The organism is Nonomuraea guangzhouensis, from assembly GCF_019396345.1.
GTDB lineage: Bacteria > Actinomycetota > Actinomycetes > Streptosporangiales > Streptosporangiaceae > Nonomuraea > Nonomuraea guangzhouensis.
This window is the reverse complement of the sequence record NZ_JAHKRM010000022.1, coordinates 54,086-79,657: the sequence shown is the minus strand read 5'-3', so window position 1 is coordinate 79,657 and position 25,572 is coordinate 54,086. Positions and strand designations below refer to the sequence as shown.

The 25,572-nt window shown below is 70.5% G+C and carries 23 protein-coding genes; 5 read left to right on the top strand and 18 right to left on the bottom strand.

Annotated features, from left to right (window positions below; all coding sequences use genetic code 11):
- Nucleotides 1-1,893, bottom strand: coding sequence for a sensor histidine kinase (locus tag KME78_RS38790; protein ID WP_219534454.1), 1,893 nt, complete (start codon nucleotides 1,891-1,893; stop codon nucleotides 1-3).
- A 134-nt stretch (nucleotides 1,894-2,027) separates the two neighbouring features.
- Nucleotides 2,028-2,459 (bottom strand): hypothetical protein, encoded by a 432-nt coding sequence (locus KME78_RS38785; protein ID WP_219534453.1) that lies wholly within the window; start codon nucleotides 2,457-2,459, stop codon nucleotides 2,028-2,030.
- Nucleotides 2,460-2,565: 106 nt separating this feature from the next.
- Here KME78_RS38785 and KME78_RS38780 point away from each other — a divergent pair, with 106 nt between their 5' ends.
- Nucleotides 2,566-3,093, top strand: a complete 528-nt coding sequence (locus KME78_RS38780) for a DUF6886 family protein (protein WP_246652831.1) — start codon at nucleotides 2,566-2,568, stop codon at nucleotides 3,091-3,093.
- On the opposite strand, the gene KME78_RS38775 is transcribed toward KME78_RS38780, so the two are convergent.
- The 3 genes from KME78_RS38775 to KME78_RS38765 all read right to left on the bottom strand — a co-directional run bounded on the left by KME78_RS38775 (nucleotide 3,059) and on the right by KME78_RS38765 (nucleotide 5,319).
- Complete coding sequence (locus KME78_RS38775) at nucleotides 3,059-4,030, bottom strand: ketopantoate reductase family protein (protein ID WP_219534452.1); 972 nt, start codon at nucleotides 4,028-4,030, stop codon at nucleotides 3,059-3,061. The genes KME78_RS38780 and KME78_RS38775 overlap by 35 nt on opposite strands.
- Nucleotides 4,031-4,049: 19 nt before the next feature.
- Complete coding sequence (locus KME78_RS38770; RefSeq protein WP_219534451.1) at nucleotides 4,050-4,772, bottom strand: glycosyltransferase family 2 protein; 723 nt, start codon at nucleotides 4,770-4,772, stop codon at nucleotides 4,050-4,052.
- An 82-nt stretch (nucleotides 4,773-4,854) separates the two neighbouring features.
- Nucleotides 4,855-5,319: a DUF2000 domain-containing protein gene (locus KME78_RS38765; protein WP_219534450.1), complete on the bottom strand. Its 465-nt coding sequence runs from the start codon at nucleotides 5,317-5,319 to the stop codon at nucleotides 4,855-4,857.
- A gap of 116 nt (nucleotides 5,320-5,435) precedes the next feature.
- Here KME78_RS38765 and KME78_RS67470 point away from each other — a divergent pair, with 116 nt between their 5' ends.
- Complete coding sequence (locus tag KME78_RS67470; protein WP_308127296.1) at nucleotides 5,436-5,927, top strand: Lrp/AsnC family transcriptional regulator; 492 nt, start codon at nucleotides 5,436-5,438, stop codon at nucleotides 5,925-5,927.
- Nucleotides 5,928-6,071: 144 nt separating this feature from the next.
- Here the strand turns inward: KME78_RS67470 and lysS are convergent, their stop codons facing one another.
- The 10 genes from lysS to KME78_RS38715 all read right to left on the bottom strand — a co-directional run bounded on the left by lysS (nucleotide 6,072) and on the right by KME78_RS38715 (nucleotide 16,556).
- Nucleotides 6,072-7,697, bottom strand: a complete 1,626-nt coding sequence (gene lysS / locus KME78_RS38755; RefSeq protein WP_219534448.1) for a lysine--tRNA ligase — start codon at nucleotides 7,695-7,697, stop codon at nucleotides 6,072-6,074.
- Between the two features lie 48 nt (nucleotides 7,698-7,745).
- Complete coding sequence (locus KME78_RS38750) at nucleotides 7,746-8,372, bottom strand: VOC family protein (RefSeq protein ID WP_219534447.1); 627 nt, start codon at nucleotides 8,370-8,372, stop codon at nucleotides 7,746-7,748.
- 37 nt (nucleotides 8,373-8,409) lie between these two features.
- On the bottom strand, nucleotides 8,410-8,985 hold the full coding sequence (locus KME78_RS65075) for an alkylhydroperoxidase domain protein (protein ID WP_246652830.1): 576 nt from the start codon (nucleotides 8,983-8,985) through the stop codon (nucleotides 8,410-8,412).
- Entirely contained in the window at nucleotides 8,982-9,578 is a 597-nt protein-coding gene (locus tag KME78_RS65070; RefSeq protein ID WP_246652829.1) for a CMD domain protein, read from the bottom strand. Before KME78_RS65070 ends, KME78_RS65075 begins: the two co-directional genes overlap by 4 nt.
- Nucleotides 9,575-10,561, bottom strand: coding sequence for a putative FMN-dependent luciferase-like monooxygenase (locus KME78_RS38740; RefSeq protein ID WP_219534446.1), 987 nt, complete (start codon nucleotides 10,559-10,561; stop codon nucleotides 9,575-9,577). Before KME78_RS38740 ends, KME78_RS65070 begins: the two co-directional genes overlap by 4 nt.
- Nucleotides 10,558-12,114 carry a dipeptide ABC transporter ATP-binding protein gene (locus tag KME78_RS38735; RefSeq protein ID WP_219534445.1) on the bottom strand — a complete coding sequence of 519 codons (1,557 nt, stop codon included), beginning with the start codon at nucleotides 12,112-12,114 and terminating at the stop codon, nucleotides 10,558-10,560. Before KME78_RS38735 ends, KME78_RS38740 begins: the two co-directional genes overlap by 4 nt.
- Complete coding sequence (locus KME78_RS38730; RefSeq protein ID WP_219534444.1) at nucleotides 12,111-12,890, bottom strand: ABC transporter permease; 780 nt, start codon at nucleotides 12,888-12,890, stop codon at nucleotides 12,111-12,113. Before KME78_RS38730 ends, KME78_RS38735 begins: the two co-directional genes overlap by 4 nt.
- The gene (locus tag KME78_RS38725) at nucleotides 12,887-13,819 is read right to left on the bottom strand and encodes an ABC transporter permease (protein WP_219534443.1); all 933 of its coding nucleotides are present in this window, start codon (nucleotides 13,817-13,819) and stop codon (nucleotides 12,887-12,889) included. The genes KME78_RS38730 and KME78_RS38725 overlap by 4 nt, the downstream gene beginning before the upstream one ends.
- Nucleotides 13,816-15,426 (bottom strand): TIGR04028 family ABC transporter substrate-binding protein, encoded by a 1,611-nt coding sequence (locus KME78_RS38720; RefSeq protein ID WP_219534442.1) that lies wholly within the window; start codon nucleotides 15,424-15,426, stop codon nucleotides 13,816-13,818. The genes KME78_RS38725 and KME78_RS38720 overlap by 4 nt, the downstream gene beginning before the upstream one ends.
- A 65-nt stretch (nucleotides 15,427-15,491) precedes the next feature.
- Nucleotides 15,492-16,556 carry a LacI family DNA-binding transcriptional regulator gene (locus tag KME78_RS38715; RefSeq protein WP_219534441.1) on the bottom strand — a complete coding sequence of 355 codons (1,065 nt, stop codon included), beginning with the start codon at nucleotides 16,554-16,556 and terminating at the stop codon, nucleotides 15,492-15,494.
- 226 nt (nucleotides 16,557-16,782) lie between these two features.
- On the opposite strand from KME78_RS38715, the gene KME78_RS38710 reads away from it, so the two are divergent.
- Nucleotides 16,783-18,303, top strand: coding sequence for a glycoside hydrolase family 43 protein (locus tag KME78_RS38710; RefSeq protein WP_308127295.1), 1,521 nt, complete (start codon nucleotides 16,783-16,785; stop codon nucleotides 18,301-18,303).
- Nucleotides 18,304-18,306: 3 nt separating this feature from the next.
- Here the strand turns inward: KME78_RS38710 and KME78_RS38705 are convergent, their stop codons facing one another.
- Nucleotides 18,307-18,813, bottom strand: a complete 507-nt coding sequence (locus KME78_RS38705; RefSeq protein WP_219534439.1) for a DinB family protein — start codon at nucleotides 18,811-18,813, stop codon at nucleotides 18,307-18,309.
- A gap of 174 nt (nucleotides 18,814-18,987) precedes the next feature.
- On the opposite strand from KME78_RS38705, the gene KME78_RS65065 reads away from it, so the two are divergent.
- A complete protein-coding gene (locus tag KME78_RS65065) occupies nucleotides 18,988-20,337 on the top strand; it encodes a polysaccharide deacetylase family protein (protein WP_246652828.1) in 1,350 nt (449 codons plus the stop codon).
- 4 nt (nucleotides 20,338-20,341) lie between these two features.
- On the opposite strand, the gene boxB is transcribed toward KME78_RS65065, so the two are convergent.
- Both boxB and boxC read right to left on the bottom strand, forming a co-directional pair.
- Complete coding sequence (boxB, locus tag KME78_RS38695; RefSeq protein WP_219534438.1) at nucleotides 20,342-21,742, bottom strand: benzoyl-CoA 2,3-epoxidase subunit BoxB; 1,401 nt, start codon at nucleotides 21,740-21,742, stop codon at nucleotides 20,342-20,344.
- Nucleotide 21,743: 1 nt separating this feature from the next.
- On the bottom strand, nucleotides 21,744-23,333 hold the full coding sequence (gene boxC, locus KME78_RS38690) for a 2,3-epoxybenzoyl-CoA dihydrolase (protein ID WP_219534437.1): 1,590 nt from the start codon (nucleotides 23,331-23,333) through the stop codon (nucleotides 21,744-21,746).
- A 94-nt stretch (nucleotides 23,334-23,427) separates the two neighbouring features.
- Between boxC and KME78_RS38685 the strand changes: the two genes are divergently transcribed.
- Nucleotides 23,428-25,545, top strand: coding sequence for a glycosyl hydrolase family 95 catalytic domain-containing protein (locus KME78_RS38685; protein WP_219534436.1), 2,118 nt, complete (start codon nucleotides 23,428-23,430; stop codon nucleotides 25,543-25,545).
- The last annotated feature ends 27 nt before the right edge of the window (nucleotides 25,546-25,572 follow it).

The following is a 25,572-nucleotide window of genomic DNA, read 5'->3' as shown; positions in this document are numbered from 1 at the left end:
TCAGGCGGGGACGGGCAGGTCGGCCAGCAGGTCGGCGGGGAGGCTGACGATCGCGGTCAGCCCCCCGTACGGCGAGGCGCCGAGCGCGACCTTGATCCCGTTCCTGGCCGCCAGCCTGGCCACCACGAACAACCCCAGCTGATCGCTCTGCGCCAGGTCGAACTCCGGCATCTCGGCCAGCCGCGTGTTGAGCTCGTCGAGCTCCTCCCTGGTCAGGCCGAGACCGCGGTCCTCGATCTCCACGTTCAGCCCGTGCGGGGTGATCGTCGTCCGCAGGTCCACCCGGGTCTGCGGCGGCGAGAAGAGGGTGGCGTTCTCGATCAGCTCGGCCATCAGGTGAGCGACGTCGGTGACCGCCGCGCCGATCAGGGAGATGGGCGGCGGCTGCAGCACCTCGACCCGCGGGTACTCCTCGACCTCGGCCACCGCCGCGCGCAGCACGTCGTGGATCGGCACGGGGTTGCGCCAGCCGCGCCCCGGCGCCTGGTCGGACAGGATGATGAGGCTCTCGGCGTGCCGGCGCATGCGGGTCGTGAGGTGGTCGAGCTTGAACAGGTCTTCGAGCGTCTCCGGCTCCTCGGCGCCGCGTTCCATGCTGTCGAGCTGCAGCAGCTGACGGTGCAGCAGGGTCTGGTTGCGCCTGGCCAGGTTGACGAAGACCTGGCTGACGCCGTGCCGCAGCCTGGCCTGGCTCAGCGCGGTCGCCACGGCCGTGGACTGCACGTTGTTGAACGCCTGCACGATGTCGCGCACCTCGCTGGTCTCCGCCTTCACCTCCAGCGTGGGCAGCTCGTCTGGCGTCGGCGCGCCGACGTCCGTGCGCAGCCGCTTGACCAGCGCCACCAGGCGTACCTCCGCCAGCTCGGTGGCCGCGTCGCGGAGCCCGGCGAGCTCGCGGACCAGGCGGCCGCGGAAGCGGAGTGAGAGCAGGATGGAGGCGATGACGGCGATCAGGCCGACGCCGCCCGCCACGCCGATCTTGATCAGCACGTTGACGGCCGCGGGTGTGACGCGCTGGGTGATCCCCCGTACGGCCTGCAGCTGGTCGCGCTCGACGACCGTCCACACGTTGCTCGCGTCGATGGGCCAGGTGGCCGCCGTTGCGGGCAGGCCGTTCATGGTGGCCTGGCCGGTGATGGCGTCCTCCGCCTCGAGGAACTCGCGGTAGGCGGGCGAGGAGATCAGCCGCTCGTACGGCCCGCGCAGTCCGGGGTCGAGGTGGGACAGCGCCTGGGTGTAGAGGAGCCGCCTGGTGGCGACCATGCCGGTGAACTCCCGGCGCTCAAGGGTGCTCACCTTGCCCCTGGCCAGGAGCACGATGATGAGCGCCCGCTCTCTGGACAGCAGGTCCTTGGCCTCGCCGAGCATGGTGACCGCCCGCGCCTGCCGGTAGAGCGCCATGTCGGGCATGAGGATCATGGCGTCGTACATGCGGAAGGAGGCGTCGGCGATCTCGCTGTAGCCGTCGATCACGTCAAGCGGGGTGGGGCTCGCGCCGTCGACCTGGCGCCGGATCCCGGGCAGCTGGTCGAGCCGGTCGTACAGGGCTCTGAGCTGGTTGGCCATCCCGGACGAGACGTCCTGCTCGGCGGCCCGCCCGCGGAAGTCCGCGACGGCCTCGTCGGTCCTGACGCGTTGCCTGGCGAGCTGATCGGCGCCGCGCCTGGTCACCAGGAACTCGATGGAGGCCAGCCGCTCGCTCTGGAGCTCGACGTTGATCTGCTCGGACGGGTCGGCCAGGTTCGTCACCAGTTCGTTGATCGCCAGCAGGCGCAGGCCGTCGCCGCCGGTCAGGGTGGCCGCGAACGCCCACAGACCGACCAGCGACGTGAGCGGGACGATCAGCAGGACGAGGAGCTTGATGGCGATGGGACGGCCACGCGTGGGGGGCATGCGACCTCCGGAGGCATGATGAGATCGCCTCGCACAGTACACCCACTTTTATCGGGATTTCTGGCATCGGCCGACGCGAGGACCCCTGGCACCCTCGCGCCGGCCGCGTTCAGCGGCGCTGCCGCCGCCCGCCGCTACCGCCGCCTGCCGTCCTCGACGCCGCCGGCCACGAGGCGGTCGGCCGACTCGGGCTGGGGCTCGAGCCGCGGCACGGGCTGAGTCTCGTGCTCGCGCTCGAGCCGGGGTGCGGGCTGAGCCTTGTGCTCGCGCTCCAGCTTCCGCTGCAGCTCGCGCTTCTCTTCTTCCAGCCGGGCCACCCGGCTGGAGGCCTCGGCCCGGGCCACGCGCGCCTCGCGGCGGCGGGTGGCCGTCCGGCGAGAGCCGGAGCTGATCATCGAGATGCCCAGCAGCAGCACCGCCGCGGTCACGGCACCGGCGATGAACATGCCGAGGGAATCGAATTCGAACGTGTAGCCGAACAGAATGTACCTGGCGGTCTCTTCGGAAGCGACCAGGGCGATGGCGCCACCGGCGAGCAGGACCAGGAGTAGACCCAGCAAGATCATTTCAGCTCACTCCCTGTTGTCAGAGCGAGTCCCCACTGCCCAGGCGCGGGCGGAGTATGCCGCGCCATCCCCGTTCTCATAGGGGTTTGCGGCCATCATGGCGTTCATGAGACCCGAGACCGGCCAGGTGCTGCACTTCTCCGAAGACCCGACGATCGAGCTGTTCGTGCCGCACGTGGCGCCGACCTCCGCGATGCGTGAGCCGTACGTCTGGGCGGTCGGCTACGACCGCTGTCCCGACTACTGGTTCCCGCGGGCTTGTCCACGGGCGATGGCCTGGAAAGGAGCCGCGACCACCGCGGCCGACGCCGACCGGATCATCGGCGCGGGCTGCGGAGATCGGGTGCACGCCATCGAGTACGGCTGGCTCAAGGCGCTCATGGACGTCAGCCTGTACGCCTACCGGCTGCCCGCCGGCCCGTTCCGCGTCATCGGCGACGACGGCCACGCGCTCGTGGCCGAGGAGCCGGTGAAGCCGCTCGGCCCCGCGGAGCCGGTGCCGGATCTGTTGGGCCTGCACGAGGAGGCCGGGATCCAGCTGCGCGTGCTGGACAACCTCTGGCCGTTCTGGAACGAGGTGACGGCCAGCACGCTGAAGTTCAGCGGGATACGGCTGCGGAACGCTCGTCGATGAGCGCGGTCAGCTCGGCGACCGGCATCGAGCGGGGCGGCAGCTTCTCGCGGGCGTAGCGGTTGGCCTCGCGCTGGAGCACCTCGTTGGCCGGGGTCGGGATCCCGTACTCGCGGCCGAGCAGCACGATCTCGCCGTTGAGGTAGTCGGCCTCGATCGAGCCGGCGGACCTGGCCAGGCTCTGCCAGGAGGAGCCGCCGCCGCGTTCGAAGCCGTCGATCGGCCGGGGGTCCACCTTGTTGCCGCGGACCTCCGCCTGCTCGCTCGGCGTGGGGTAGGAGATGCCCGCCTCCTCCAGGACGGCCGTGCCCTCGGCTCTGGTCTGCTCGTGCAGCGACTCGAGGCCGGGGTCGCGCCCGCAGAGCGCGTCGATCGCGTTGCCCAGGTTGCTGAGCAGCTTGCCGTACTTCCAGCGCATGACGTCGGGCGCGTCGAGCCCGGCCAGCCTGCTCTTGTTGAGGTCGGTGACGAGCTGCCGGGAGACTTCATCCACACCCTGTGGATAACGTCCGACATGCAGCATGCCGGAGTAGGGGTGGCCGTGGGCGGCCACGGTTCCTGGCTCGATGTGTGTCGCGGGCAGCCACACGCACATGCCGTAAACGCGCTCGAACCTCCGCAGGACCATCCGCTCGTTGTCGACGCCGTTCTGGGCGCACACCACCGGCAGGTGCTTGGGCCACGGGTCGAGCGCGCTGATCGTGTCCTGCGACTTGGTGGCCACGATCAGCACGTCGTCGTCACGCGTCGGGACGGGGCCGTCGGCCACGGGCACGTCCAGGGTCTCGCTGGAGTCGGGGGTGAAGAAACGCAGGCCGCCGTTCTTCAGCGCCTCGTAGTGGGCGCCGCGCGCGACCAGCACGACTTCGTGCCCGCCCTGGTACAACCGTGCTCCGATGGTGCCGCCGACTGCCCCTGCTCCGATGACTATGTAACGCATGATCCGAGAATGTCACCGTTCACTCGGCGAGCGCCACCTGGGCCTGCGCGGCCATCGCCCCGCGGGTGCGCTCGCGGAGGATCGTCTTCAGTACGCGCCAGCCGTCGCGTACGGCGTGCAGGTTGCTCTCGCCGTGGATGCGGGAGTGCTCGTGGCTGGGCACCTCGCGGATGCGGAGTCCGGCCTGGGCGGCTCGTACGTTCATCAGCGTCTCGATCTCGAAACCGTCGCAGTCCAGTGCCAGCGCGTCGAGGTGGTGGGCCCAGAACGCGTTGTAGCCGTAGCACAGGTCGGTGTAGCGGGTGCCGTACAGCAGGTTCGTCAGACCGGTGAGGACCTTGTTGCCGAGCGACCGGAGCGGGCTGATGTCGTCGGAGCCACCGCCGGGGGCGTACCTGGAGCCCTTGGCGAAGTCGGCGCCTTGAACCAGTGCGCTGACGAAGGAGAAGATCTCTCCGCCGTCGGTCGACCCATCGGCGTCGATCATGACGATGATGTCGCCGCGGGCCGCCGTGAAACCCTCGATGAGGGCGTTGCCTTTGCCGCGTCCCGTCTGCGCGACGACGCGCAGGTCGGGCCGGAGTTGCCTGGCCACGGCCACAGTGTTGTCAATCGAGTTGCCGTCGACGAGGACTACTTCGTCGATCCAGGTAGGCAGCGTCGCGAAGACGTGGGGGAGATTGCCGGCCTCGTTCATCGCAGGAACGACGACAGTGACGCTCACGGCGAAGGGCTTGTTCATGCCCTGAAGGTGCGCTTTCCCGCATGCAAGCCGCTTGACAGGCCCTTGCATTGCTCTCTGATGTATGAATATGTCCGGACATTCAGCGCAGCAAAGGGAGTCGTCCGGTGAGGCGCTCCACCGTCGCACGCGGGCCGAGGAGGCTGACAGCGTAGTAGGGCGGCTCCTCGGTCCGGGCGAGTTCGGCCAAGTACTCGTCGTAGACGTTGGTCCGCTGGGCGATGGCCGCCATGTCGGTGACGACCAGTTCGGGTTCGGCGGCGGCCTCGGTCCGCAGCCGGTTGACGATCGCGGCGGGCGCGGCCAGCACCGTGCAGCCGATCCACGGCAGCCCCGCGTGCCGGTGGCCGGCGGCGTCGGTGCCGCCCGAGCCGAGGATGGCGGGCACCGTACGGCCGACGGACGCGGCGAGGCAGGCGGCGGCGTTGGCCTGGAGACCGCGGGGCAGGTCGCGGTCCATCACCATCACCCATTTCACCGGGAGCTCCCGGGTGGGCAGGTCGGTTCGATGGTCGAGGCTGTCGATCCAGCCAGCGAGCATGGTCATCCGTGGTCCTTCCTCCTCCGAACTTATGAGGGAAAGGTGGCATGTCTCCCGCCAAACCAACAACGCGATGCGCCTGATTCCGAAGAAAATTCGGAGATTCGTGGCAACATGTGGGCGTGGACGAACTTGATACGGCCATCGTCGTCGAGCTGCAGCGTGACGGCCGCCAGACCAACCGCGAGCTCGCCGAACGGATCGGCATCGCGCCCTCGACCTGCCTCGAACGGGTGCGGTCACTGCGCGGCCACGGCGTGATCGAAGGCTTCCACGCGGAGGTCAACCTGGCCGCCATCGGCCGCCCGGTGCAGGCGCTCATCCACGTGCGGCTGCATCCCAAGATCCGCGAGGCGGTGGAGGGGTTCCGCGACTACGTGGCCGCGCTGCCGGAGACGCTGGCGATCTTCGTGGTGTCGGGTGGGGACGACTTCATCATCCAGGTGGCCGTGCGCGACACGGGGCACCTGCGCGACTTCGTGCTCGACCACGTCTCCCGGCACCGGAACATCGCCGACGTCCGCACCTCCCTGGTCTACGACCACATCCGCAAGACCTCTGTCGAAGTTCTCCCTCCTGAACGCCCCAGTCCCCCGCGTGCTGGCCGCAAGTGACTTTTTTCTGTTACGGCCAGCATGGGCCAGCCCCACCCTCTGCGCGGGGCTGGCCTCTGTCCAGGGGCACGCTCCTGAGGTTTACGGGGCTGGGCGCCGAGACGTGCGCATTCTTGGCCCCGGCCGCCCTCAGGGCTTGGCCACTCACACGCCCACGAGTTTCCTGACCCGGTCGGCGCCCACTGCCAGGAGCAGAGTGGGGAGGCGGGGGCCCGTGTCGGTGCCTACCAGGAGACGGTAGAGGAGGGCGAAGAAGGTGCGTTGGGCTGTCTTCAGTTCCGGTGTTGCCTTGGCATCGGGGGCTAGGCCGGCCTGCACCTTTGGGACGCCGTACACCAGTGTGGTCAGGCCGTCGAGTGACCAGTGTTCGTCGAGGCCGTCGACCAGGAGGCGGAGCGAGTCGAGGTCGGCCTCGTCGAGGGTGGCGAGGAGGTCGGTGTCGGGGGACTCGCGTACGCGGGTGCGCTGGTCGGCGGGGACCTGGGTGTCGATCCAGCGCTGGGCGCGGTCGAGCCGGGGGCGGGCCTCGTCGAGTGAGGTGAGCTCGCCGTCCAGGTCGCGCAGGATGCGCAGCGTCTGGTCGTCGTCGCCCGTGGTGATGTCGACGATGGAGGCGAGGGTCCGGTAGGGGACCGGGCGCGGCGTGGCGGCCAGCGGGCCCTCGGACGTGCGCACGGCCCGTTCGTAGGCGGCCAGTTCGGCGGGCTGGGCGGTCTCGGTGGCGACCTTGCGGCCGAGGCTGTCCCATTCGTCGTAGAGCCGCTGGATCTCCTGGTCGAAGGCGATCTTGAAGGATTGGGATGGCTTGCGCCGCGCGTACAGCCAGCGCAGCACCGGCGCCTCCATGATCTCCAGGGCGTCGGCCGGAGTCGGCACGTCACCCTTGGAGCTGCTCATCTTGGCCATGCCGGTGATGCCGACGAAGGCGTACATCGGGCCGATCGGCCGCTCGCCGCCGAACACCTCGCCCACGATCTGCCCGCCGACGACCCAGGCCGAGCCGGGGGAGTGATGGTCGACGCCCGAGGGCTCGAACACCACGCCCTCATACGCCCAGCGCATCGGCCAGTCGACCTTCCACGCCAGCTTGCCGCGGTCGTGCTCGGCCAGGCGCACGGTCTCGCCGAACCCGCACTCGCAGGTGTAGGCCAGCTCGGTGCTGTCGTCGTCGTAGGCGGTGACCGTGGTGAGATCCCGCTCGCACAGCTCGCAGTAGGGCTTGTAGGGGTAGTAGTCGACGACCTCTTTGGCCCCCTTGGCCTCCTTTGTGCGGTAGCGGGCCAGGACCGCGTTGATCCGCTCCCGTTCGCGCATGGCGAGCAGGATCTGCTCGCGGTAGGTGCCGGCGGTGTACTGCTCGGTCTGGCTGATGCCGGTGTAGGCGACGCCGAGCTCGGCCAGCGCCTCGATCATCGGCGCCTTGAAGTGCTCGGCCCAGCTCGCGTACGGGCTGCCCGGAGGGGCGGGCACCGAGGTCAGGGGCTTGCCGATGTGCTCGGCCCACGACGGGTCGATGCCCGCGGGCACCCGGCGGAAGCGGTCGTAGTCGTCCCACGACAGCAGGTGGACGCAGTCGTGGCCGCGGCGGCGGATCTCGTCGGCGACGAGGTGAGGGGTCGTGACCTCCCGCAGATTGCCCAGATGGATCGGCCCGGACGGGCTCAATCCCGAGGCGCAGACGATCGGTTTGCCCGGGGCGCGACGCTCCGCCTCGGAGATCACCTCATCCGCGAACCTGGAGACCCAGTCGGTCTCCGTAGTGTCAGCCATCGCGCCATTCTTGCGGCTAGCCCGCCATCAGGCCAACGGAATGCAAGCCTAGGTCAGGGTCACGGGGCCGAGCGGGGTGTCGAGGATCGCCCGCAACGAGATCTCCGGGCCCTCGGTGACGTCCAGTTCGACGCCCAGCGCGCTCAGGTCGCGGCGGAGCGCGGCGGGCTCCGGGTGGACGGCGTCGAAGGCGGTCAGGCCCAGCCGGGGCAGCCCCGACGCCGCGGGATGGGTGGTGCCGCCCCAGTCGATGAGGAACGGCACCGGCCGGACCGGCGCGGGATCGTCTCGTCTGGTGAGCCGCCACTCCAGCAGAGCGCCGTCCGGGGTGCGCCGGGACAGCGGCTCGGCGTCGCCGGGGTCGTAGCCCTGCTCGCGGGCCTGCCGTACGGACTTGTCGAGGTCGGCGGGCTGTACGGCCCAGGTGATGAGCCGCGGCTCGGTGAGGGTCGCCAGATCGAAGAAGGGGCGCTGAGGTCCGGGGTCGGCTTCCGGGTCGGGGCCGACGATCTCCAGGTAGGAGGTCTCGCCGAAGCCGACCAGGTAGTTGGCGGTGCCGCCGGGGTGGCGGCCCCCGACCGCCGGGGCGACCCCGGTGCGCTCAGCGAATTCGGCGACGCCGCGCAGAAGGTCCGGCACGGCGTAGACGAGATGGTCGAGGCGGGGATCGGTCACTGGACTGCCTCCGGTCGTCGGTGGGCTCTCGGATCGGTCACTGGTCCGCCTTCCGGTCGCTGGTGGGCTCTCCTAGCGAGAGCATGAGCCGGTTCGCCCAGTTGAAGAAGGCCGCCGCGTGAATCGTGTCACTGATCGCCAGATCGTCCAGCCCGGCGGCGCGCAGCGCGTCGATGTGCTCGGCGCCGAACTCGACCGGTGTGGCCGCGAGCGCCACCGACGCGTCGATGATCGCCCGCCACCGCCCGTCCTGCGGCGCCGCCACGCCCTCGTCGAGCAGTCGTCGCACGTCGTCGGGCCGCTTGGAGTAGTGCGCCGCGAACCGCGCGTGCACGGAGGCGCAGAAGACGCACCCGTTACGGCGCGAGGTGGCGGTCGCCGCCAGCTCGCGCTCCGGGCGCGGCAGCCCGCCCTTGGCGTTGTAGAAGATGTCGTTGTCGGTCTTGGTCCGCGCGTGCAGGACCTCCGGGTCGCGGGCGAGCAGCCTGAAGTACGGGGAGGCGGCGCGGGCCGCGTCGACCAGGGCCTCCCGGTGCGCGTCGGTCAGCTCGGGTTCGGTCAGCGGGGTCAGCCACGGCGCCCAGCCCAGTTGGTCCGTGGTGAAGCCGGTCATGAGGTGGTTCCCTTCTGGGTGGCGCCGAGCAGCCGCAGGCCCGCGACCACCCGGATCTGGAAGCTGAGGAAGGCGACGAGCTGCGAGAGCGTCACGATGCCCGTGTCGCTCCAGTCCGCGTCCGCGAGCGCCCGCAGATCCTTCGGATCGGCCTCGCGCGGGCGGAAGACGAGCAGGTGCGCGTGCTCGAACGCGGCGGCCAGCCGGATCCCGAGCGCCTCGGGATCCCGCGCCCGGTAGCGCAGGCCCTCGTCGCTCTCGGCGGCGAGCGGCCCGTCGGCGGGGTAACTGCCGTAGGGACCGGTCGTGCTCGCGGCCTCGATCTCCAGCCGGACCGCGCCGAGCAGGTCGGGCGCCAGCTCGGCCAGCCGGTCGGCGTAGAAGCGGGCGGTGCGCGGATCCTGGTGCAGGCCGGTCACGAAGGCCGCCACCGCGTCCCGCTCGACCAGCGAGACCTCGCCGGGCACGTCAGGGGTGAGCAGCGCGTCGAAGGCCCGCTGGGCGTGCTCGCGGGCGTCCGGCCGCTGCTCACGCAGATGATCGAGCGGGGAGTCCGGCTCGATCCCGGCCAGGTGGTCGATCACGTCGATCATGTGGTGCTCATTTCGGTGGAGGGAGCCGGTGTCCAGCCGAGCGCGGGCGCGACCTCGGTGGCCAGCAGCTCGATGGAGCGGAGGATCAGCGGGTGCGGCGGGTCGACCGAGTGCACCTGCAGCACCAGGTCGGTGACCCGGTCGAGCGTGGGATCGGCCTTGAGGCTGTCGATGACGTCCTGCGGGGTGCCCACGTGCACGTCGAAGGCGGTGATGCGGTCGCGGGAGGTCTCGAACGGGAGCCGGGCGCGGCTCAGCCCGCGTTCGGCGTAACGCAGCGCCTCGGCCCGGCTGTCGGCCACGAACGCGGTCCGCGACGCCACGATCCGGGGGGCGGCGTCCGCGGGCAGGTTCGCGTAGTAGGCGTCCACGATGGGCCGCTGGATCTCCGCCAGCGTCGCCTCGGGATGCTCCTCGGGGCGTGGCTGGGTGCGCGACAGCATCAGCCCGTTGCCCGCCCGGCCCGCTCTGGCGCCGCCGCTCACCGAGAACGTGGCCTCCCAGACGGCGTCCAGCAGCCGCGGCGCCGCCGGGTAGAGCCGGTTGCCGCCACCGAGATCGCGTCCCGACCACGCGTCGACCAGCACCGCGAGATGCTCGGCGTAGATGGCCGAGCGCTGCGCGCTCTCCTTCCCGAACGCGGCGAACGACGACGGCGTGCCACCGCTGCCGACGCCCACTTCGAGCCGGCCGCCGGACAGCAGGTCGAGGACGGCGGTGTCCTCGGCCACCCGCACCGGGTGTTCGAGCGGCAGCGTGATGATGCCGGTGCCGAGCCTGATCCGGCTGGTACGCGCCGCGACGTGGGCCAGGAAGACCAGCGGCGCGGGCAGCCCGCCCTCGGCGCCGTCGAAGTGGTGCTGCGCCACCCACGCCGTGTCGAACCCGAAGGACTCCGCGTGCCCGATCTGCTCGGCGGCCAGCCGGTAGCGCTCGCCCGCGGGCTCGTCGTCGAGCAGCCGGCTGAAGAATCCCAGCCTCATCGCACCGGCTCCGGGATCGCGGCCAGGAGTTCGCGGGTGTAGTCGTGCTGAGGGTCGGTGAAGACCCGTTGCGTGGTTCCGAATTCCACTGTGCGTCCCTTGTTCATGACGGAAACGGTGTGCGAGATCTGGCGCACCACCGCGAGGTCGTGCGAGATGAACAGATAGGTCAGGCCGAGGTCGCGCTGGAGCTCTTCGAGCAGGTCCAGGATCTGCGCCTGGACGGTCACGTCGAGCGCGGAGACCGCCTCGTCGAGCACCACCACCGCCGGGTCGACGGCCAGCGCGCGGGCGATGGCGACACGCTGCCGCTGCCCGCCGGACAGCTCTCGTGGCCGGCGTTCGAGCAGGCTCTCGGGGAGCGCCACACGTTCCATCAGATCACGCACCCTGGTACGGCGGGCGGCGCGGTCCCCGAGCCGGAAGTTACGCAGCGGCTCCGCCACGATCGCGGCGATGGACTGCCGGGGGTCGAGCGAGCCGTAGGGGTTCTGGTAGACGAGCTGCACGTGGCGCCGGAAGTCGCGCCCCGCTCGCGCCCCGGCGATCGTCACGGTGCCGGAGGTGGGCTCGGCGAAGCGGGCGACCATGCGGGCCGTGGTCGTCTTGCCCGATCCGGACTCTCCCACGAGGGCGTGCGTGGTGCCGGGCCGTACGTCGAAGGACACCCCGTCGACGGCGCGGAACGGACGCCGCCCGACGCGGAACTCCTTGACCAGGTCGCGGACCACGATCGCGGGCTCTTCCGTGACGCTCTCCGCAACGGCCCGGAACTCGCGCACCGACAGGGCGGGCGCGTCGCGCAGCAGCTGCCCGGTGTAGGCGGCCTGCGGATCCGACAGCACCTGGGCCGACGGGCCCTGTTCCTCGATCCGGCCGTCCTTCATGACGACCAGGCGGTCGGAGCGGTCCGCGGCGATGCCCAGGTCGTGGGTGACCAGGAGCACCGCCGTGCCGAACTCGGCCCGCAGGCCGTCGATGAGGTCCAGGATGCGCCGCTGCACGGTGACGTCCAGGGCGCTCGTCGGTTCGTCGGCGATGATGAGCCGTGGTTCCAGGGCGATCGCGATGGCGATGAGGACCCGCTGGCGCATCCCGCCGGACAGCTCGTGCGGGTACTGCCGGGCGCGCGTCTCCGGGTCCGGCAGGCCGACGCGGGTGAGCAGGTCCACGACGCGGCGGGAGATCGTCCGGCGGTCGCCGCGTCTGTGGATGCGCAGGACCTCGCCGATCTGGGCGCCGACGGTCTTGACCGGGTTGAGGGAGTTGGACGGGTCCTGCGGGATCAGGCCGATCTGGGCGCCCCTGATCGACTCCATCCGGCGGTCGGACCAGGTGGCCAGGTCGGTGCCGCCGAGCAGGATCTGGCCGCCGTCGAGGGTGGCGTTCGGGGGCAGCAGGCCGATGATCGCGTGGGCGGTGGTGGTCTTGCCGGAGCCGGACTCGCCGACGACCGCGACCATCTCGCCGGGCTCGACCGTGAGGGAGATCCCCTCGACCGCCCGCCTGGCGTCGTAGGAGACCGCGAGGTCGCGTACCTCCAGCAGGCTCATGTCCTGTCCCTTCCGATCGACCGGCTGATCCGGCTCGCGGCCAGTACGACGGCCACGACCACCACGCCGGGCAGCGTGGTCAGCCACCAGGAGGTCGCCAGATAGTTGCGGCCCTCCGAGATGAGCAGTCCCCACTCGGGCGTGGGCGGTTCGGCGCCGTAGCCGAGGAAGCCGAGTGTCGAGATGGCCAGGATCGCCACCCCGAACTGCAGGGCGGCGAGCGCGATGACCGGGCCGAGCGAGTTGGGCAGGACGTGCCGCCAGAGCACGGCCGGGAACCGGCCGCCGCTGCCGAACGCGGCCTCCACGTAGTCGGACCGGCGCACCCGTACGACCTCCGAGCGCGAGAGCCGGGCGAACGCGGCGACGGACCCGATGCCCACCGCGATCGCCACGTGGACCGTGCCGGGACCGAGCAGGATGATCACCGTGAGCGCCAGGAGCAGGCCGGGCACGGACAGCAGCACGTCGGCCACCCGCATGACGGCGTCGTCGAGCAGCCCACCGGCCGACCCGGCCAGCAGGCCGAGCAGCGTGCCCGCGAGCAGGCCGACGGCGACGGCGACGAACGCCCCCGACAGGGAGTGGACGGAGCCGTGCACCACGCGGGCGAACAGGTCGCGGCCCACGGCGTCGGTGCCGAACAGGTGCTCGGGGCTCGGCGGGCGCAGCTTCTCGGCCGGCACCCCGGCCAGCGGGTCGTAACCGGTGAACAGGCCGGGCACGACGGCCCAGAGCACGACGACGGCGACCGTCAACCAGGAGAGAACCTTCACGCCGCCGCCTTCAGCCGGGGGTCGAGCACCGGGAACAGCAGGTCCACGGCCAGGTTGACGAGGACGAACACGGTGCTCGCGAGCACCACGACGGCCAGCATCACCGGCGTGTCCTGCGCGTTGACCGCCTGCTCGGTCAGCCGTCCGACGCCGTTGCGGCCGAAGACCGTCTCGGTGACGACCGACCCGGCGATGAGCTCGCCGAACGTCATGCCGGCGACGGTCAGCGCGGGCAGCACCGCGTTGCGGGCCACGTGCCGCCACAGGATCCACCGGCGCGAGGCGCCCTTGGCCGCCACGACGGGCACGAACGGCTGCGTGTAGACCTGGTCGATGCCGCGCGCCAGCACCTGCGCGATCGGCGCCGAGATCGGCACGGCCAGCGTCAGCACCGGCAGCAGGAGCTGCTGCGCCGGGCTGCCGCCGATCACCGGCACCAGCCCGAGCCGGAAGGAGAACACCTGGATCAGCAGGATCCCCAGCCAGAAGGCGGGCACCGAGATGAACAGCGACGGCACCGCCAGCAACGCCCCGCGCAGCCAGGACGTCCGGCTGTAGCCGGCGGCGAAGGCGATCACCACGGCGATCAGCACGGCCAGCGCGAACCCCGCCGTGGCCAGCTTGGCCGTCTCCGGCAGCGCCTCGGCCAGCCGCTCGACCACCGGCGTGCCGGTGTCGATCGAGTAGCCGAAGCCGCCCCGCAGGAAGCCGAGCAGCGTGTGGAGGTAGCCGACGAGCGGCGGGTCGCCGCCGCCGTAGTACGCGCGGATCTCGGAGATCTGCTGAGGAGACAGCCCCAGCTCCGGGTTCTGGAACTTGATCAGGATCGAGTCGCCGGGCAGCAGCCAGAGGAGCACGTAGCCGGCCGTGAAGGCCGCCCACAGCACCAGCACCGCCTGCCCGACGCGCCGCAGGACGTATCGGGTCACCGCTTCGACAGCCAGACCGAGTAGAACGAGGGCCGGGCCACCGCCTCGAAGGCGACACCCTGCACGTAGGGGGCCGCGCCGTAGACCTGCGGCTCCTCGAACAGCGGGATCGCGTAGCCCTGGTCCACCACGTAGCGCTGGATCTCGCCGACCTTGGCGTCACGCGCGGTCTTGTCGGCCAGGGCCGACTCCTCCTCCAGGAGCCGGTCGAGCTTGGCGTCCTTGGACAGGATGACGTCGCGGTTCTTGCTGTGGAAGTGGCTCTTGATCACGTCTTCGTCGGCGCGGCCGACCATCGAGTGGGCGATGGCGGTCTTCTCCGCGTCCTTGATGTCGACGGCCTGGGTGCCGGCGTCGGCGGGGCGGATCTCCAGCTTCACGCCGATCTTGGTCCACTGCTGGGCGACGAGTTCGAGGGTCTGCTTGGACAGCGGCTGCGGGCCCGAGACGAACACGCCGAGCTGGAGCTGCTTGCCGTCCTTGGCGCGGATGCCGTCGGCGCCGCGTACCCAGCCGGCCTTGTCGAGCAGCGCGTTGGCCTTGGCGGGGTCGTAGGTGAGCTCCTTGGACAGGTCGACGTACCCCTGGGCGAGGTGGCTGAGGACCGAGGTGGCGACCGGGTAGCTCGGGGTGAACAGGGTGTCGACCACCTCCTTGGCGTTCGTCCCGGCCTGGAGCGCCTTGCGGACGTCCAGGTCGCTGAGGATGCTGTTGCCGGGCCGCAGGTAGAGGCCGTTGTTCACGCCTCTGGTCGGCTCCGCATAAATCTTGAAATTCGCGTCTTTGACGGTTTTCTCGTCATAAGCCTGGACGTAGCGGACGTAGTCCGCCTGGCCGGAGGTGAGCGCGCCCACCCGCACGTTGTCCTCGGGCGTCACGATGATCTTGATCTGGTCGAGGTACGCGCGGCCCTGGTGCTTCGACGACGCCGGCGCCCAGTTGTAGTCCTTGCGGGCGGCCAGGTCGATCTCCTTGTCCACGACCTGGTTCGCCACGGTGAACGGGCCGGATCCGACGACGTTCTTGAGCTGGCACTGCTGCTCGTACGGCAGCGAGATCGTCTTCTTCGACACCAGCCCGGCGCCGATGACCGAGGTGCCCTGGAGGAAGCCGGGCGACGGCTTGTCGAAGTGGAAGCGCACCGTCAGGGGGTCGAGGACCTCGCTGCGGTCGTAGTTGTTGACGAACTCGGCAGGGGGCAGCTTGAGCTCGGTGTCGCCCTTGCCGTACACGTCGAAGTTGGCCGCCACGGCGGACGCGTCGAGCGGGCTGCCGTCGCTGAACGTCACGCCGTCGCGCAGGTGGAAGGTGTACTCGGTCGCGTCCTTGTTCACCTCCCACTTGGTGGCGATCCACGGCTCGATCTTCAGCGTCTTGGGGTCCTGCCAGGTCAGCTTGTCGGTGAGCTGGTTCAGGACGCCACCGTTCGGATAGAACCCGGCGGCGGGCAGATAGAGGCAGGTCGGCGGCTGATGCTCCAGGTAGGTCAGCGTGCCCCCGTAGACGGGTGCCCCTCCGGCCTGCGCCTGGACGGCGGGACCGCCGCCGCAGGCCGTGAGGAGGAGCCCTGAGACGGCGAGCAAGGTGAGGGCGGCGGCGGAACGCATGGGACATCCTTCATGGTGGTCGGGGAAAACCACCATACCCTACCTAGATTGTAGTAAATAGACTCCTATCGCATCGACGGCGGCTTGACCGACCCCCGGACCACGATGTGCGTGCCGAGCACCACGTGCTGCGGCTCGTGTCGGTTGAGCGCCAGGCGTACGGCGGTGCGGCCCAGCTCCTCGGTGGGGATGTGCACCGTCGTGAGACCGGGCGCCAGGTCGGCGGCGAACGGGATGTCGTCGTAGCCCGCCACCGACACGTCGTCGGGAATGCGCAGCCCCGCCTCGCGCAGCGCGGCGAACACGCCCACGGCCACCATGTCGGTCGCCGCGAAGACCGCCGTGAAGTCGGCCCCCCTGGCCAGCAGCCGTTTGGTCGCCTCGTAGCCCGCCGCGCGGTCGAAGCTGGTGGGGACGACCAGATCGGGGTCGTAGGGCACGCCGTACGCCTCGTGCGCGCGGGTGAACCCCCGGTCCCTGCCGACCTTGGTGGTGCTGGCGTCCTCCGAGCTGACCGCGCCGAGGTAGACGATGCGCCGATGGCCCTGCGACAGCAGGTGGCTGGTCATGGCGTAGGCGCCGCCCTCGTTGTCGTACTCGACGACGGTGGTGGGCACGTCGTCGCCCAGCGACGGCCGCCCGCACAGGACCAGCCGGGAGCCCGCCTTGTCCAGCGCGTGCGCGAAGTGCGTCATGCGCTCGCGGTAGGTGTCGTCGAGCGAGCCGCCGCCGACCAGGATGACCGCGTCGGCGCGCTGCTCGCGCATGGCCTCCACGACGGCCAGCTCGCGCGAGGGATCGCCGTGCGTGGTGCAGACCATGCACAGCCGCCCCTCGGCGGTGGCCTGCTGCTCCACGCCCTTGGCGACGTAGGCGAAGGAGGGCCCGGTGACGTCGTCGAGCACGAACGCCACCATCTTCGTGCTCGCCCCGGACAGCGCCCTGGCGTGCACGTTGAGCACGTAGTCGAGCTCGCGCATCGCGCGCAGCACCCGCACACGGGTGGACTGGGCGACCGGGTAGTCGCCGGCGATCACCCGGGAGACCGTGGACGCCGACACGCCCGCCCGGGCGGCGACGTCGCGGATGGTGGCGCGCTCGCCGTCCTCGGGGGTCACTCTTCGCGACAAGGCTGGCCTTCCATGGTCTTCAGGCGGAGCAGTGCGGCCGAGCGTGGCGTCTCGCGGAACGCTCGCAGTCTACGGCGATCACCGCCAGGCCCTCCTTGAATAGAAACCGTTGTCTACGGTAGAAGCACTTCCTCTTAAGTTCAACAGTGCAGGTCATATGCGTCTTATGTAACGTATGCGGCACGCAGCCGTATGTTCACGGCGACCGGTTTCTATGGGAGACCTCGTGATCCGCAATCCCGTCCTGCCCGGCTTCCACCCCGACCCGTCGATCCTGCGCGTCGGCGACGACTACTACCTGGCCACCTCGACCTTCGAGTGGTACCCCGGGGTGCGCGTCCACCACTCGCGTGACCTGGTCCACTGGCGGCCCATCGGCGGCCTGCTCACCGAGCGGCGGCTGCTCGACCTGTCCGGAGTGCCCGACTCCGGCGGCGTCTGGGCGCCCGACCTGACCTATCACGACGGGTTGTTCCACCTGGTGTACGGGGTGATGGACAACTACGCCCTCGGCTTCAAGGACATCGCCAACTACCTCGTCACCGCGCCCTCGATCGACGGCCCGTGGTCGGACCCGGTCAGGCTGCCGGGGCGCGGGTTCGACGCCGCGCTCTTCCACGACGACGACGGCGGTTCCTGGCTGCTGAACATGGTCTTCGACTCCCGTCCGGGCCACGGCTTCGCGGGCATCGAGCTCCAGCCGCTGGCCGGCGGAGCACCACGGACGATCCTGGCGAACCGCCAGTTGACCGAGGGGCCGCACCTGTACCGGATCGACGGCTGGTACTACCTGATGGTGGCCGAGGGCGGCACCGGCTACGAGCACGGCGTCACGGTCCTCAGGTCACGCGAGCTGGCCGGGCCGTACGAGGAGGATCCGGCCGGCCCGATGCTGACGGCCCGCCACGACCCCACGCTTGAGCTGCAGAAGGCCGGGCACGGGTGCCTGGTCGAGACGCAGGGCGGCGAGTGGTACCTCGCGCACCTGGCGGCCCGGCCCTACACCCGGCGCGGGCCCTGCGTGCTGGGCAGGGAGACCGCGATCCAGCGGGTGGAGTGGACGGACGGCTGGCCCAGGGTGGCGGGCGGCGTGCCCGCCGTCGAGGTGCCCGCCCCCGACCTGCCGCCGCACCCGCACCCGGACTCCCGCCTGCACGAGCCGTTCGCCGCCGACTGGAGCACGCTGCGGCGGCCCGCCTCGCCCGACTGGCTGCGCGTGGAAGGGGACCGGCTGACGATCGAGGGCGGCCAGTCACCGTACGGCCTGCGCACCCCGAGCCTGGTCGCCCGGCGGGTCACCAGCGTGACGTCCACGCTGGAGACGGTCGTGCGTTTCGAGCCCGGCAGCGTCCACCAGGCCGCCGGGATCACCGCCTACTACAACTCCCGCAACTGGCACTATCTCGCCCTGACCACCGACGGGCTCGTGCTCACCAGCAGCGACAGGGGCAAGCGGACCGTGTGCGGCACAGCCGAGGCCGTCTCCGGCATGGGGCTGCGGGCCGAGTTCGACGGGCCTGTCCTGCGCTTCTCGTACGACGTGGGCCACGGCTGGCAGGTCATCCCGGCGGAGCTGGACGCCACGATCCTGTCCGACGAGCACGCCGACGAGTTCGTGGACGGCCAGATCCGCGCGTTCGGCTTCACCGGCGCCTTCGTCGGCCTGTGGGTGCAGGACCTGGCGGGCGAGGGCTGCCGGGCGGAATTCGACCAGACGATCTATCGGACGCTTGACAGCGTGAAGTAACCGCTATTCGCCGGTCACGCCGTCGATGCGCTCGCGCAGCAGGTCGGCGTGGCCGTTGTGGCGGGCGTACTCCTCGATCATGTGGACGAGGATCCACCGGTGGGAGCAGTCCTGCCCGTGGCGCTGCTGCTTGCCCACGGCGTCGAGCGGGACCCCGGCCGACACCTTGCGGGCGTACCCGATCTCGGCCTGCCAGGTGGCGAACGCCTCGTCGACCGAGGCGGTGTCGACGTCATCGAAGTCGGCGTCCTGGTGGGTGTCCTTGCCCCACAGCTTCGGGCCGACCTCACCGTTCAGCACGCCCCGGAACCACGCCCGCTCCACGTGGGCCATGTGGCGGACCAGGCCGAGCAGCGACATGCCCGACGGCGACGCGGAGCGCAGGCGCAGCTGCTCCGCCGACAGGCCGGCGCACTTGACGGCCAGGGTCCCACGATGCCATTCGAGCCAGTTGTCGAGCATGGCGCGTTCGTCGCCGATGAAGGGGGGCGGGATGCGATTGTCACTCATGGTGGGCAAACGTAGCTGACCACCCGGGTTACCGTCGAAGTAGGCCATCCAGGACGCCGTGCTCCACGAACAGAGAACAAATGGGTGAAAGCAGGAGTCGAACCGGGTCAGGGGTGGAAACGACGGGGGGTCGTGCACATGAGGCGGTTGATGGCTGCGATGGCGGTGGTCACGTTGACATCGACATCATGCGGGGGGACCGGACAGGAGACCAAGGTATGGCAGGCGTCCGTCCGATCGGATGATCCGGTCGCGACGGTCGCGCCGACGTGGATCAACGGGTTGCGGGTGGTTCGCGACAGCGGCAAGGAGCAGTCGTGCGTCTGGTCGACCACGTACCCGCAGGTGCCTGGTGCGCAGCCGCTGACGGACGAGCTGCGCCGCCTCGTCGAGGAGCGGCGGGCCGGGTTCCTGGAGTGGGCGCGCGAGAGCGGCTGCGGCGAGTCGGAGGTGAAGGCGCCCGAGCTGAACATCGGGTTCGGCTTCCTGGCCGCCTCGGGTGACGTGATCGGGGTCCGGTTCACCGTCTACCAGCTCGGTGGCGCCGGCGACGGGAAGTCGACGACGTCCCGCTGGTACGACGGCGCCAAGGGGCAGGTGGTGCCCGCGCTCTCGCTCATCAACCCGCCGTCCATGAGCAGGTTCGAGGCGCTGACCCAGAAGGCGCTGGCGGACATCGACGGGCAGGCGCGGCTCACGGACCCCCGGACGCTCGACGACCTGGCCTTCACCAGGAGCGGCGACCTGGTCGTGACCTTCGACGAAGGTGAGGTGGCGGCGGGGGCCGTCGGCCAGGCGCACGCCGTGCTGCCGCGCGCCGAGGTGGAGCCGCTGCTGTCGGACTTCGGCCGGCGGGCGCAGGCCCAGGTCATGCGGCCGGATGAGCGGCTGGCGCTGCCCGGCTACACGGCGGACGGCTCGGTCGACTGCCGCCGGGTCAAGTGCGTGGCGCTCACCTTCGACGACGGCCCGAGTCCGTACACGGACAGGTTGCTGAAGTACCTCGCCGCCTACCGGGCGCACGCCACGTTCTTCGTCGTCGGGCAGAACGTGGTCATGCACCCCGGTGTGGTGCGCAGAGCCATGCGGGCCGGGCACGAGATCGGGAACCACAGCTGGTCGCACCGCGACCTGACCAGACTGTCCCCCGCCGGGGTGCGGGCGGACCTGCTCAGGACCGACCGGGCGATCCTGAAGGCGACCGGGGTGACCCCCACGCTGGTCCGCCCGCCGTACGGCTCGTTCAACCGCATCGTCCGCAGGCAGTCGCCGCACCCGCTGGTGCTGTGGGACGTGGACACGCTCGACTGGCTCTACCGCAACAGCACGCATGTGACCCGTGCCGCGGTCCGTCCGGCGCGGCCCGGATCGATCATCCTCTTCCATGACATCCAGCCGACCACCGTGCAGGCGATCCCCCAGGTGCTGAAGCGGCTGTCCAAGCGCGGCTTCCACTTCGTGACGGTCAGCCAGTTGTATGACGGCAAGGTCCCCCCTCGCGCCTTCCGTGGCCCGCACCCTTGAGGTTTCAGAGGTGGACGTACTCGTAGTCCAGCGGCCGGCCGTTGATGCCGTTGCGCGGCGGGGCCAGCCAGGCGGCGATCTTGCCGGGTTCGTAGACCGGCCGCATCAGACCGTGGACGTACGCCTTGTCGGCGGAGGTGGGCAGCCAGCGGTCGCGGTCGAGCTCCCAGGTCGCCCGGTCGATGAGGCGGCCGTCCGGGGTGACGTGATGACCGGCGAACGCGCCGACCTGGCGGTTGAACCCGACGTGCGGCAGGTAGAGGGTGGCGACGCCGTCCAGGATGCGGTTCCACCTGGTCAGGCCGGTGGCGCAGTCGGCGATGTACTCCCCGCGTAGGTCGGCGTTGAGCGCGGTCAGCGCGGGCAGGCGCACGTCGGTCAGGCGGCCGTCGACGACCTGCTGGACGGTGGTGGCCGCCTCGGTGAGCAGGTGGTCGTCCTTGCGGCGTTCCTCCTGCCAGCGGCCCTTGAGCCCGGCGGTGTAGTAGTTGGCCACGTTCGTGGAGGTCTCGCCGCCGAACAGGTCCAGGCTGACGCTGTAGTGGAAGTTGATGTACTTCTGGATGACATCAATGGGGATTCCCCCATATTTCTGGATGTCGTCGCTGTCGTGCTCGCGCATCAGCGTCGCGGTGCGCTCCACCACCCGGTCCACGCCGGTGGTGCCGACGAACATGTGGTGGGCCTCCTCCTTCAGCATGAACTCACACGTACGGCTGAGCGGATCGAACGCGCTCTCCTTCAGCGTGCCGAGCTGGTACTTGCCGTCGCGGTCGGTGAAGTAGGTGAACATGAAGAACGACAGCCAGTCCGGGGTCTCCTCGTTGAAGGCGCCCAGGATGCGCGGGGAGTCCTCGCTGCCGGAGTTACGCAGCAGCAGGGCGTCGGCCTCGTCGCGACCGCTGCGGCCGAAGTAGGCGTGCAGCAGGTAGACCATGGCCCACAGGTGCCGGCCTTCCTCGACGTTCACCTGGAACAGGTTGCGCAGGTCGTACAGGCTGGGCGCGGTCAGCCCGAGCCGGCGCTGCTGCTCCACGCTGGCCGGTTCAGTGTCGCCCTGCACCACGATCAGCCGCTGCAGCTCGGCGCGGAACTCGCCGGGCACCTGCTGCCAGACCGGCTGCCCCCGATGCTGCCCGAAGGCGATGCGCCGGTCGGGGTCGCGCTCGGCCAGGAAGATGCCCCACCGGTAGTCCGGCAGCGCCACGTGGTCGAAGTGCGCCCAGCCCTCCCGGCCCACCGCCACCGCCGTACGCAGGTAGACGTCCTGGGTCGGCAGCGCGGGCCCCATCTCGCCCCACCACCGCAGGAACCCGGGCTGCCACGACTCCAGCGCCCGCTGCAGCCGCCGGTCCTCGGCCAGGTTGACGTTGTTCGGGATGCGCTCGCCGTAATCGATGGACATGTCACACTCGCTTCCGGTCGAAGGCGGGCCGCTGCCCGGTGCCGTAACGTCGCAGCGCGCCCTCGGGGCCCGCGGCGTTGGGCCGGTTGAACACCCAGTTCTGCCAGGCGGTCAGCCGGGCGAAGATCTTGGTCTCCAGCGTCTCGGGACCGGCGAAGCGGAGGTTGGCCTCCATCGCGGTCAACGCGTCCGGGCTCAGTGAGGCCCGCTCCTCCAGCGCGATGCGTACCTCGTCCGCCCAGTCGATGTCGTCGAGCGCGAACGTGACCAGGCCCGCCTCGGCCGCCTCGGTGGCGTCGAGCTCGCGGCCGGTCTCCTGCCGCAGCTTGGCGAGGTGGTCGGGGTCGTCGAGGAAGCGGGCGGCCAACCGGGACAGCCCGTTGCCCATGGGGAACGCGCCGAAGTTCGCCTCGGTGAGGGTGATCGCGGTGCCGTCCTCGTCGAACATGTACTGGCGGTCGCAGGCCAGCGCCAGCTCCAGCAGCGGCCCGGCGAAGCAGCTGCCCGGCTCGATCAGCGCGATCAGGCTGCGGCTGGTCACGTCCAGGCGCTTGAGCGTGCGCTTGAAGTAGTGCCGGATCTCGTCGGCCGGCCACTCGTCGCCCTGCCACGCCTCGAGCACTCGCCCGGCGTCGCCCTGGGTCCTGATCACCCAGGTGCCGAGTTCCAGTTCGTTGGTGCGCAGCCGCAGGATCAGGTCGTCCAGCTCCCGGGTGACCGCCAGCGGCCAGGACTCGCTCTCCTGGCGCGGGCCGTACACCGTGATGGTGGCCAGCCCGTTCGCCCGGTCGAGGTCCGCGGTGACGTTCGGGTAGCGGATCGCGTCCGCGCTCACCTCGCGCTCCAGCGGGGTCAGCGGGATCCCGGCGACGTCGCGCGGGCGGGTGGAGCGGGCGGCGGCCTCGGCGGCGCGCAGCCGGACCGTCTCCTCGAACCTGCTGCGCGGCACCGCCTCGTCGACCAGGCCCCATTCCACCGCGCGCGGGCCGCGCACGCCCTCGCTGCGGGTGGCGAACACGTCCGCCAGGTCCTTGCGTACGCCGCGCTTGTCGACCAGCCGGGTCAGGCCCCCGGTGCCGGGCAGCACGGCGAGCAGCGGCACCTCCGGCAGCGACACGGCCGTGGAGCCGTCGTCGAGCAGGATGATCCGGTCGCAGGCCAGCGCCAGCTCGAAGCCGCCGCCGGCCGCCGTGCCGTTGATCGCCGCCAGGTAGGTCTGGCCGGAGTGGGCGGTCGCGTCCTCGATGCCGTTGCGGGTCTCGTTGGTGAACTTGCAGAAGTTCACCTTCCAGGAGTGCGATGACTGGGCGAGCATCCTGATGTTGGCGCCCGCGCAGAACACCTTCGCCAGGCCGCCGGTGACGATCACGGCGCGGACCTCGGGGTGCTCGAAGCGCAGGCGCTGGACCGCGTCGTACAGCTCGATGTCCACGCCCAGGTCGTAGGAGTTCAGCTTGAGCTCGTACCCGGGGACCAGGCCGCCGTCCTCATCCACCTGGAGGACGATGCGGGCGATCTCGCCGTCGTACTCGACGCGGAGGTGGCGGTAGCGGTCGGGGTGGGTGTCGAAGGAGACCTCGGGTGCTGACACGTCCCTAGTTTCGACATAATTCTTTCGCTACGTCAAGCTTTTGTAGCATTTAATAGGCTGTGCTGGAAAGCGCTTACCCCTGGTCGGAGGTCCGATGCCCGAGCACCGCATTCACGACAACGAGCCCGGTCTGACCTGGGAGGACGCGTTCCTGTCCGGTAACGGTGAATACGGGATCATGGTCTACGGCGAGCCGCACGCCCAGCGCGTGGTGTTCAACCACCACCGTTTCGTCCTGCCCAACGGCACCCGCGACCTGCGCCCGCCCGCGATCGCCGACCGGCTGGGGGAGATCCGCGAGCTGATCCTGTCCGGGCGGGCCACCGAGGCCCAGCGGGTGGCGGCCGACGGGCGGGAGCTGGCCTGGACGCAGGCGTTCCATCCGGGGTACGAGCTGGTCGTCGAAGGTCGATCCAGTGGTCCCTACCGGCGCTCCACCGACTTCGCGACCGGGGAGATCGCCGTCATGTCGGGCGAGCGCGCACACCACGCGTTCGTCTCCCGCGCCGACTCCGTCGTGGTGCAGCGGCTGACCGGTGAGCTGCGGCTCCATCTCACCGGCGACCTGCCGGGCAAGCCGGACGACGTCGTCTACCAGACCTCCGCGTACGAGAAGGGTGGGCGCGTCTTCCTGAGCGTCCGTGGCGCCTATCCGGCCGGGCTCGGGGCCGCCGGGTTCGAGGGGTTGACGCTCGTCCTGGCCGACGACGTCTCCGTGACGGGGGACGTGGTGGTCACGCGGGGCGAGACGCTGCTGCTGACGAAACTGGACCGGTACGAGGAGCCGGGCTGGGGCACCGACCGGCTGGAAGCCGCGCTCACCGCTCTGGCCGGTCGTTCGTACGGTGAGCTGCTGGCGCGGCACGTCGCCGTCCATCGGCCCATCTACGAGCGGGTGACCCTCGACCTGGACGTGGCAGGCGACCCGCCGGTCGGCGAGCTGATCGCCGAGCCCGGCCCGGCGCTGGTCGAGCGGCTGTTCCACTCGGGCCGCTACCTGCTGCTCAGCTCCTCGGGCGTGCTCCCGCCACGGCTCACCGGTCTGTGGCTGGGCGCGTGGGGTGCGGCCTGGTCGGGCGACTTCACCACCGACGCGAACCTCAACCTGCAGGTCGCCGGGGTGAACATCGGCGCGATGCCCGAGCTCATGACCGGGTACGCCGCCCTGATCCGCGACCAGATCGACCACTGGCGGGTCAACGCCCGCGAGATCTACGGCCTCGACGGCATCCTCGCGCCGAGCCGTACGGACGGGGAGAGCGGCTACCTGTTCCACCTCAATGAGGACTGGCCGTGGACGATGTGGCTGGCCGGGGCCGACTGGCTGCTGTACCCGCTGCACGAGCACCACCAGGTCACCGGTGACCTGCCCGAGGAGCTGCCCGGCTGGCTGGCTGAGGCGGCCGCGTTCTGGGAGGGCTTCCTGACCGGGTCCGGCTTCGTGGTCGTGCCGTCGTTCTCGCCCGAGGTGGGTCCCGAGGGAGGTTCGTACGCGAGCGTCAACGCGACCATGGACCTCGCGGCGGCCCGGCACGCCCTGCGCCTCGCCGGATCCCCGCTGGCGGAGCGGGTGCCGCCGTACCGGATCGATGATCGGGGCGCACTCACGGAGTGGGCGTGGGACGTGGCCCCGCACGAGGACCACCGGCATGTCAGCCACCTGTACCCGGTGTGGCCGCTGCACGAGATCAACCCCGACGACGAGCCGGAGCTGGCCGCCGCCGCGCACCGCGCCCTGGAACTACGCGGCGACGAGAACCTGTCGGCCCACGGCAGCCTGCACCGGGCGCTGGTGGCGGCCCGGCTGAAGGACGCGGAGCTGGTCAGGACCAACCTGATGAAGATCCTGGGCACGGACATGCTCTTCCGGTCGCTCATGACCGCGCACAACCCCGGCCGGGAGATCTACAACGCCGACGCCGCCCACACGCTGCACGGGCTGTTCATCGAGCTGCTGGTGGACTCCCGGCCGGGGGTGGTGGAGCTGCTGCCCGCCGTACCGGATCTGCTGCCGAAGGGGACGATTCGCGGTGTCGCCTGCCGGGGGCGGGTCGTCGTCGAGGAGCTGACCTGGGGTTCGGGGGGTGTCAGGGCGGTGCTGCGGTCGCCGGTGGATCAGCGGGTCACCTTGATCCACCGCGCGTCCGCGTACCGGGAGGAGGTCGAGCTGCTCGCGGGCGAACCCCACCACGTGGCCCTTCAGCGACGGTGACGAGCGCGGGGTCCGCGCCCGTCACCA

Excerpts from the sequence above, each read along its gene's own strand:
- KME78_RS38790 (WP_219534454.1), bottom strand. The coding sequence starts at position 1,893 with ATGCCCCCCACGCGTGGCCGTCCCATCGCCATCAAGCTCCTCGTCCTG.
- KME78_RS38785 (WP_219534453.1), bottom strand. The coding sequence starts at position 2,459 with ATGATCTTGCTGGGTCTACTCCTGGTCCTGCTCGCCGGTGGCGCCATC.
- KME78_RS38780 (WP_246652831.1), top strand. The coding sequence starts at position 2,566 with ATGAGACCCGAGACCGGCCAGGTGCTGCACTTCTCCGAAGACCCGACG.
- KME78_RS38775 (WP_219534452.1), bottom strand. The coding sequence starts at position 4,030 with ATGCGTTACATAGTCATCGGAGCAGGGGCAGTCGGCGGCACCATCGGA.
- KME78_RS38770 (WP_219534451.1), bottom strand. The coding sequence starts at position 4,772 with ATGAACAAGCCCTTCGCCGTGAGCGTCACTGTCGTCGTTCCTGCGATG.
- KME78_RS38765 (WP_219534450.1), bottom strand. The coding sequence starts at position 5,319 with ATGACCATGCTCGCTGGCTGGATCGACAGCCTCGACCATCGAACCGAC.
- lysS (WP_219534448.1), bottom strand. The coding sequence starts at position 7,697 with ATGGCTGACACTACGGAGACCGACTGGGTCTCCAGGTTCGCGGATGAG.
- KME78_RS65075 (WP_246652830.1), bottom strand. The coding sequence starts at position 8,985 with ATGACCGGCTTCACCACGGACCAACTGGGCTGGGCGCCGTGGCTGACC.
- KME78_RS65070 (WP_246652829.1), bottom strand. The coding sequence starts at position 9,578 with ATGATCGACGTGATCGACCACCTGGCCGGGATCGAGCCGGACTCCCCG.
- KME78_RS38740 (WP_219534446.1), bottom strand. The coding sequence starts at position 10,561 with ATGAGGCTGGGATTCTTCAGCCGGCTGCTCGACGACGAGCCCGCGGGC.
- KME78_RS38735 (WP_219534445.1), bottom strand. The coding sequence starts at position 12,114 with ATGAGCCTGCTGGAGGTACGCGACCTCGCGGTCTCCTACGACGCCAGG.
- KME78_RS38720 (WP_219534442.1), bottom strand. The coding sequence starts at position 15,426 with ATGCGTTCCGCCGCCGCCCTCACCTTGCTCGCCGTCTCAGGGCTCCTC.
- KME78_RS38705 (WP_219534439.1), bottom strand. The coding sequence starts at position 18,813 with ATGAGTGACAATCGCATCCCGCCCCCCTTCATCGGCGACGAACGCGCC.
- boxB (WP_219534438.1), bottom strand. The coding sequence starts at position 21,742 with ATGTCCATCGATTACGGCGAGCGCATCCCGAACAACGTCAACCTGGCC.
- KME78_RS38685 (WP_219534436.1), top strand. The coding sequence starts at position 23,428 with ATGCCCGAGCACCGCATTCACGACAACGAGCCCGGTCTGACCTGGGAG.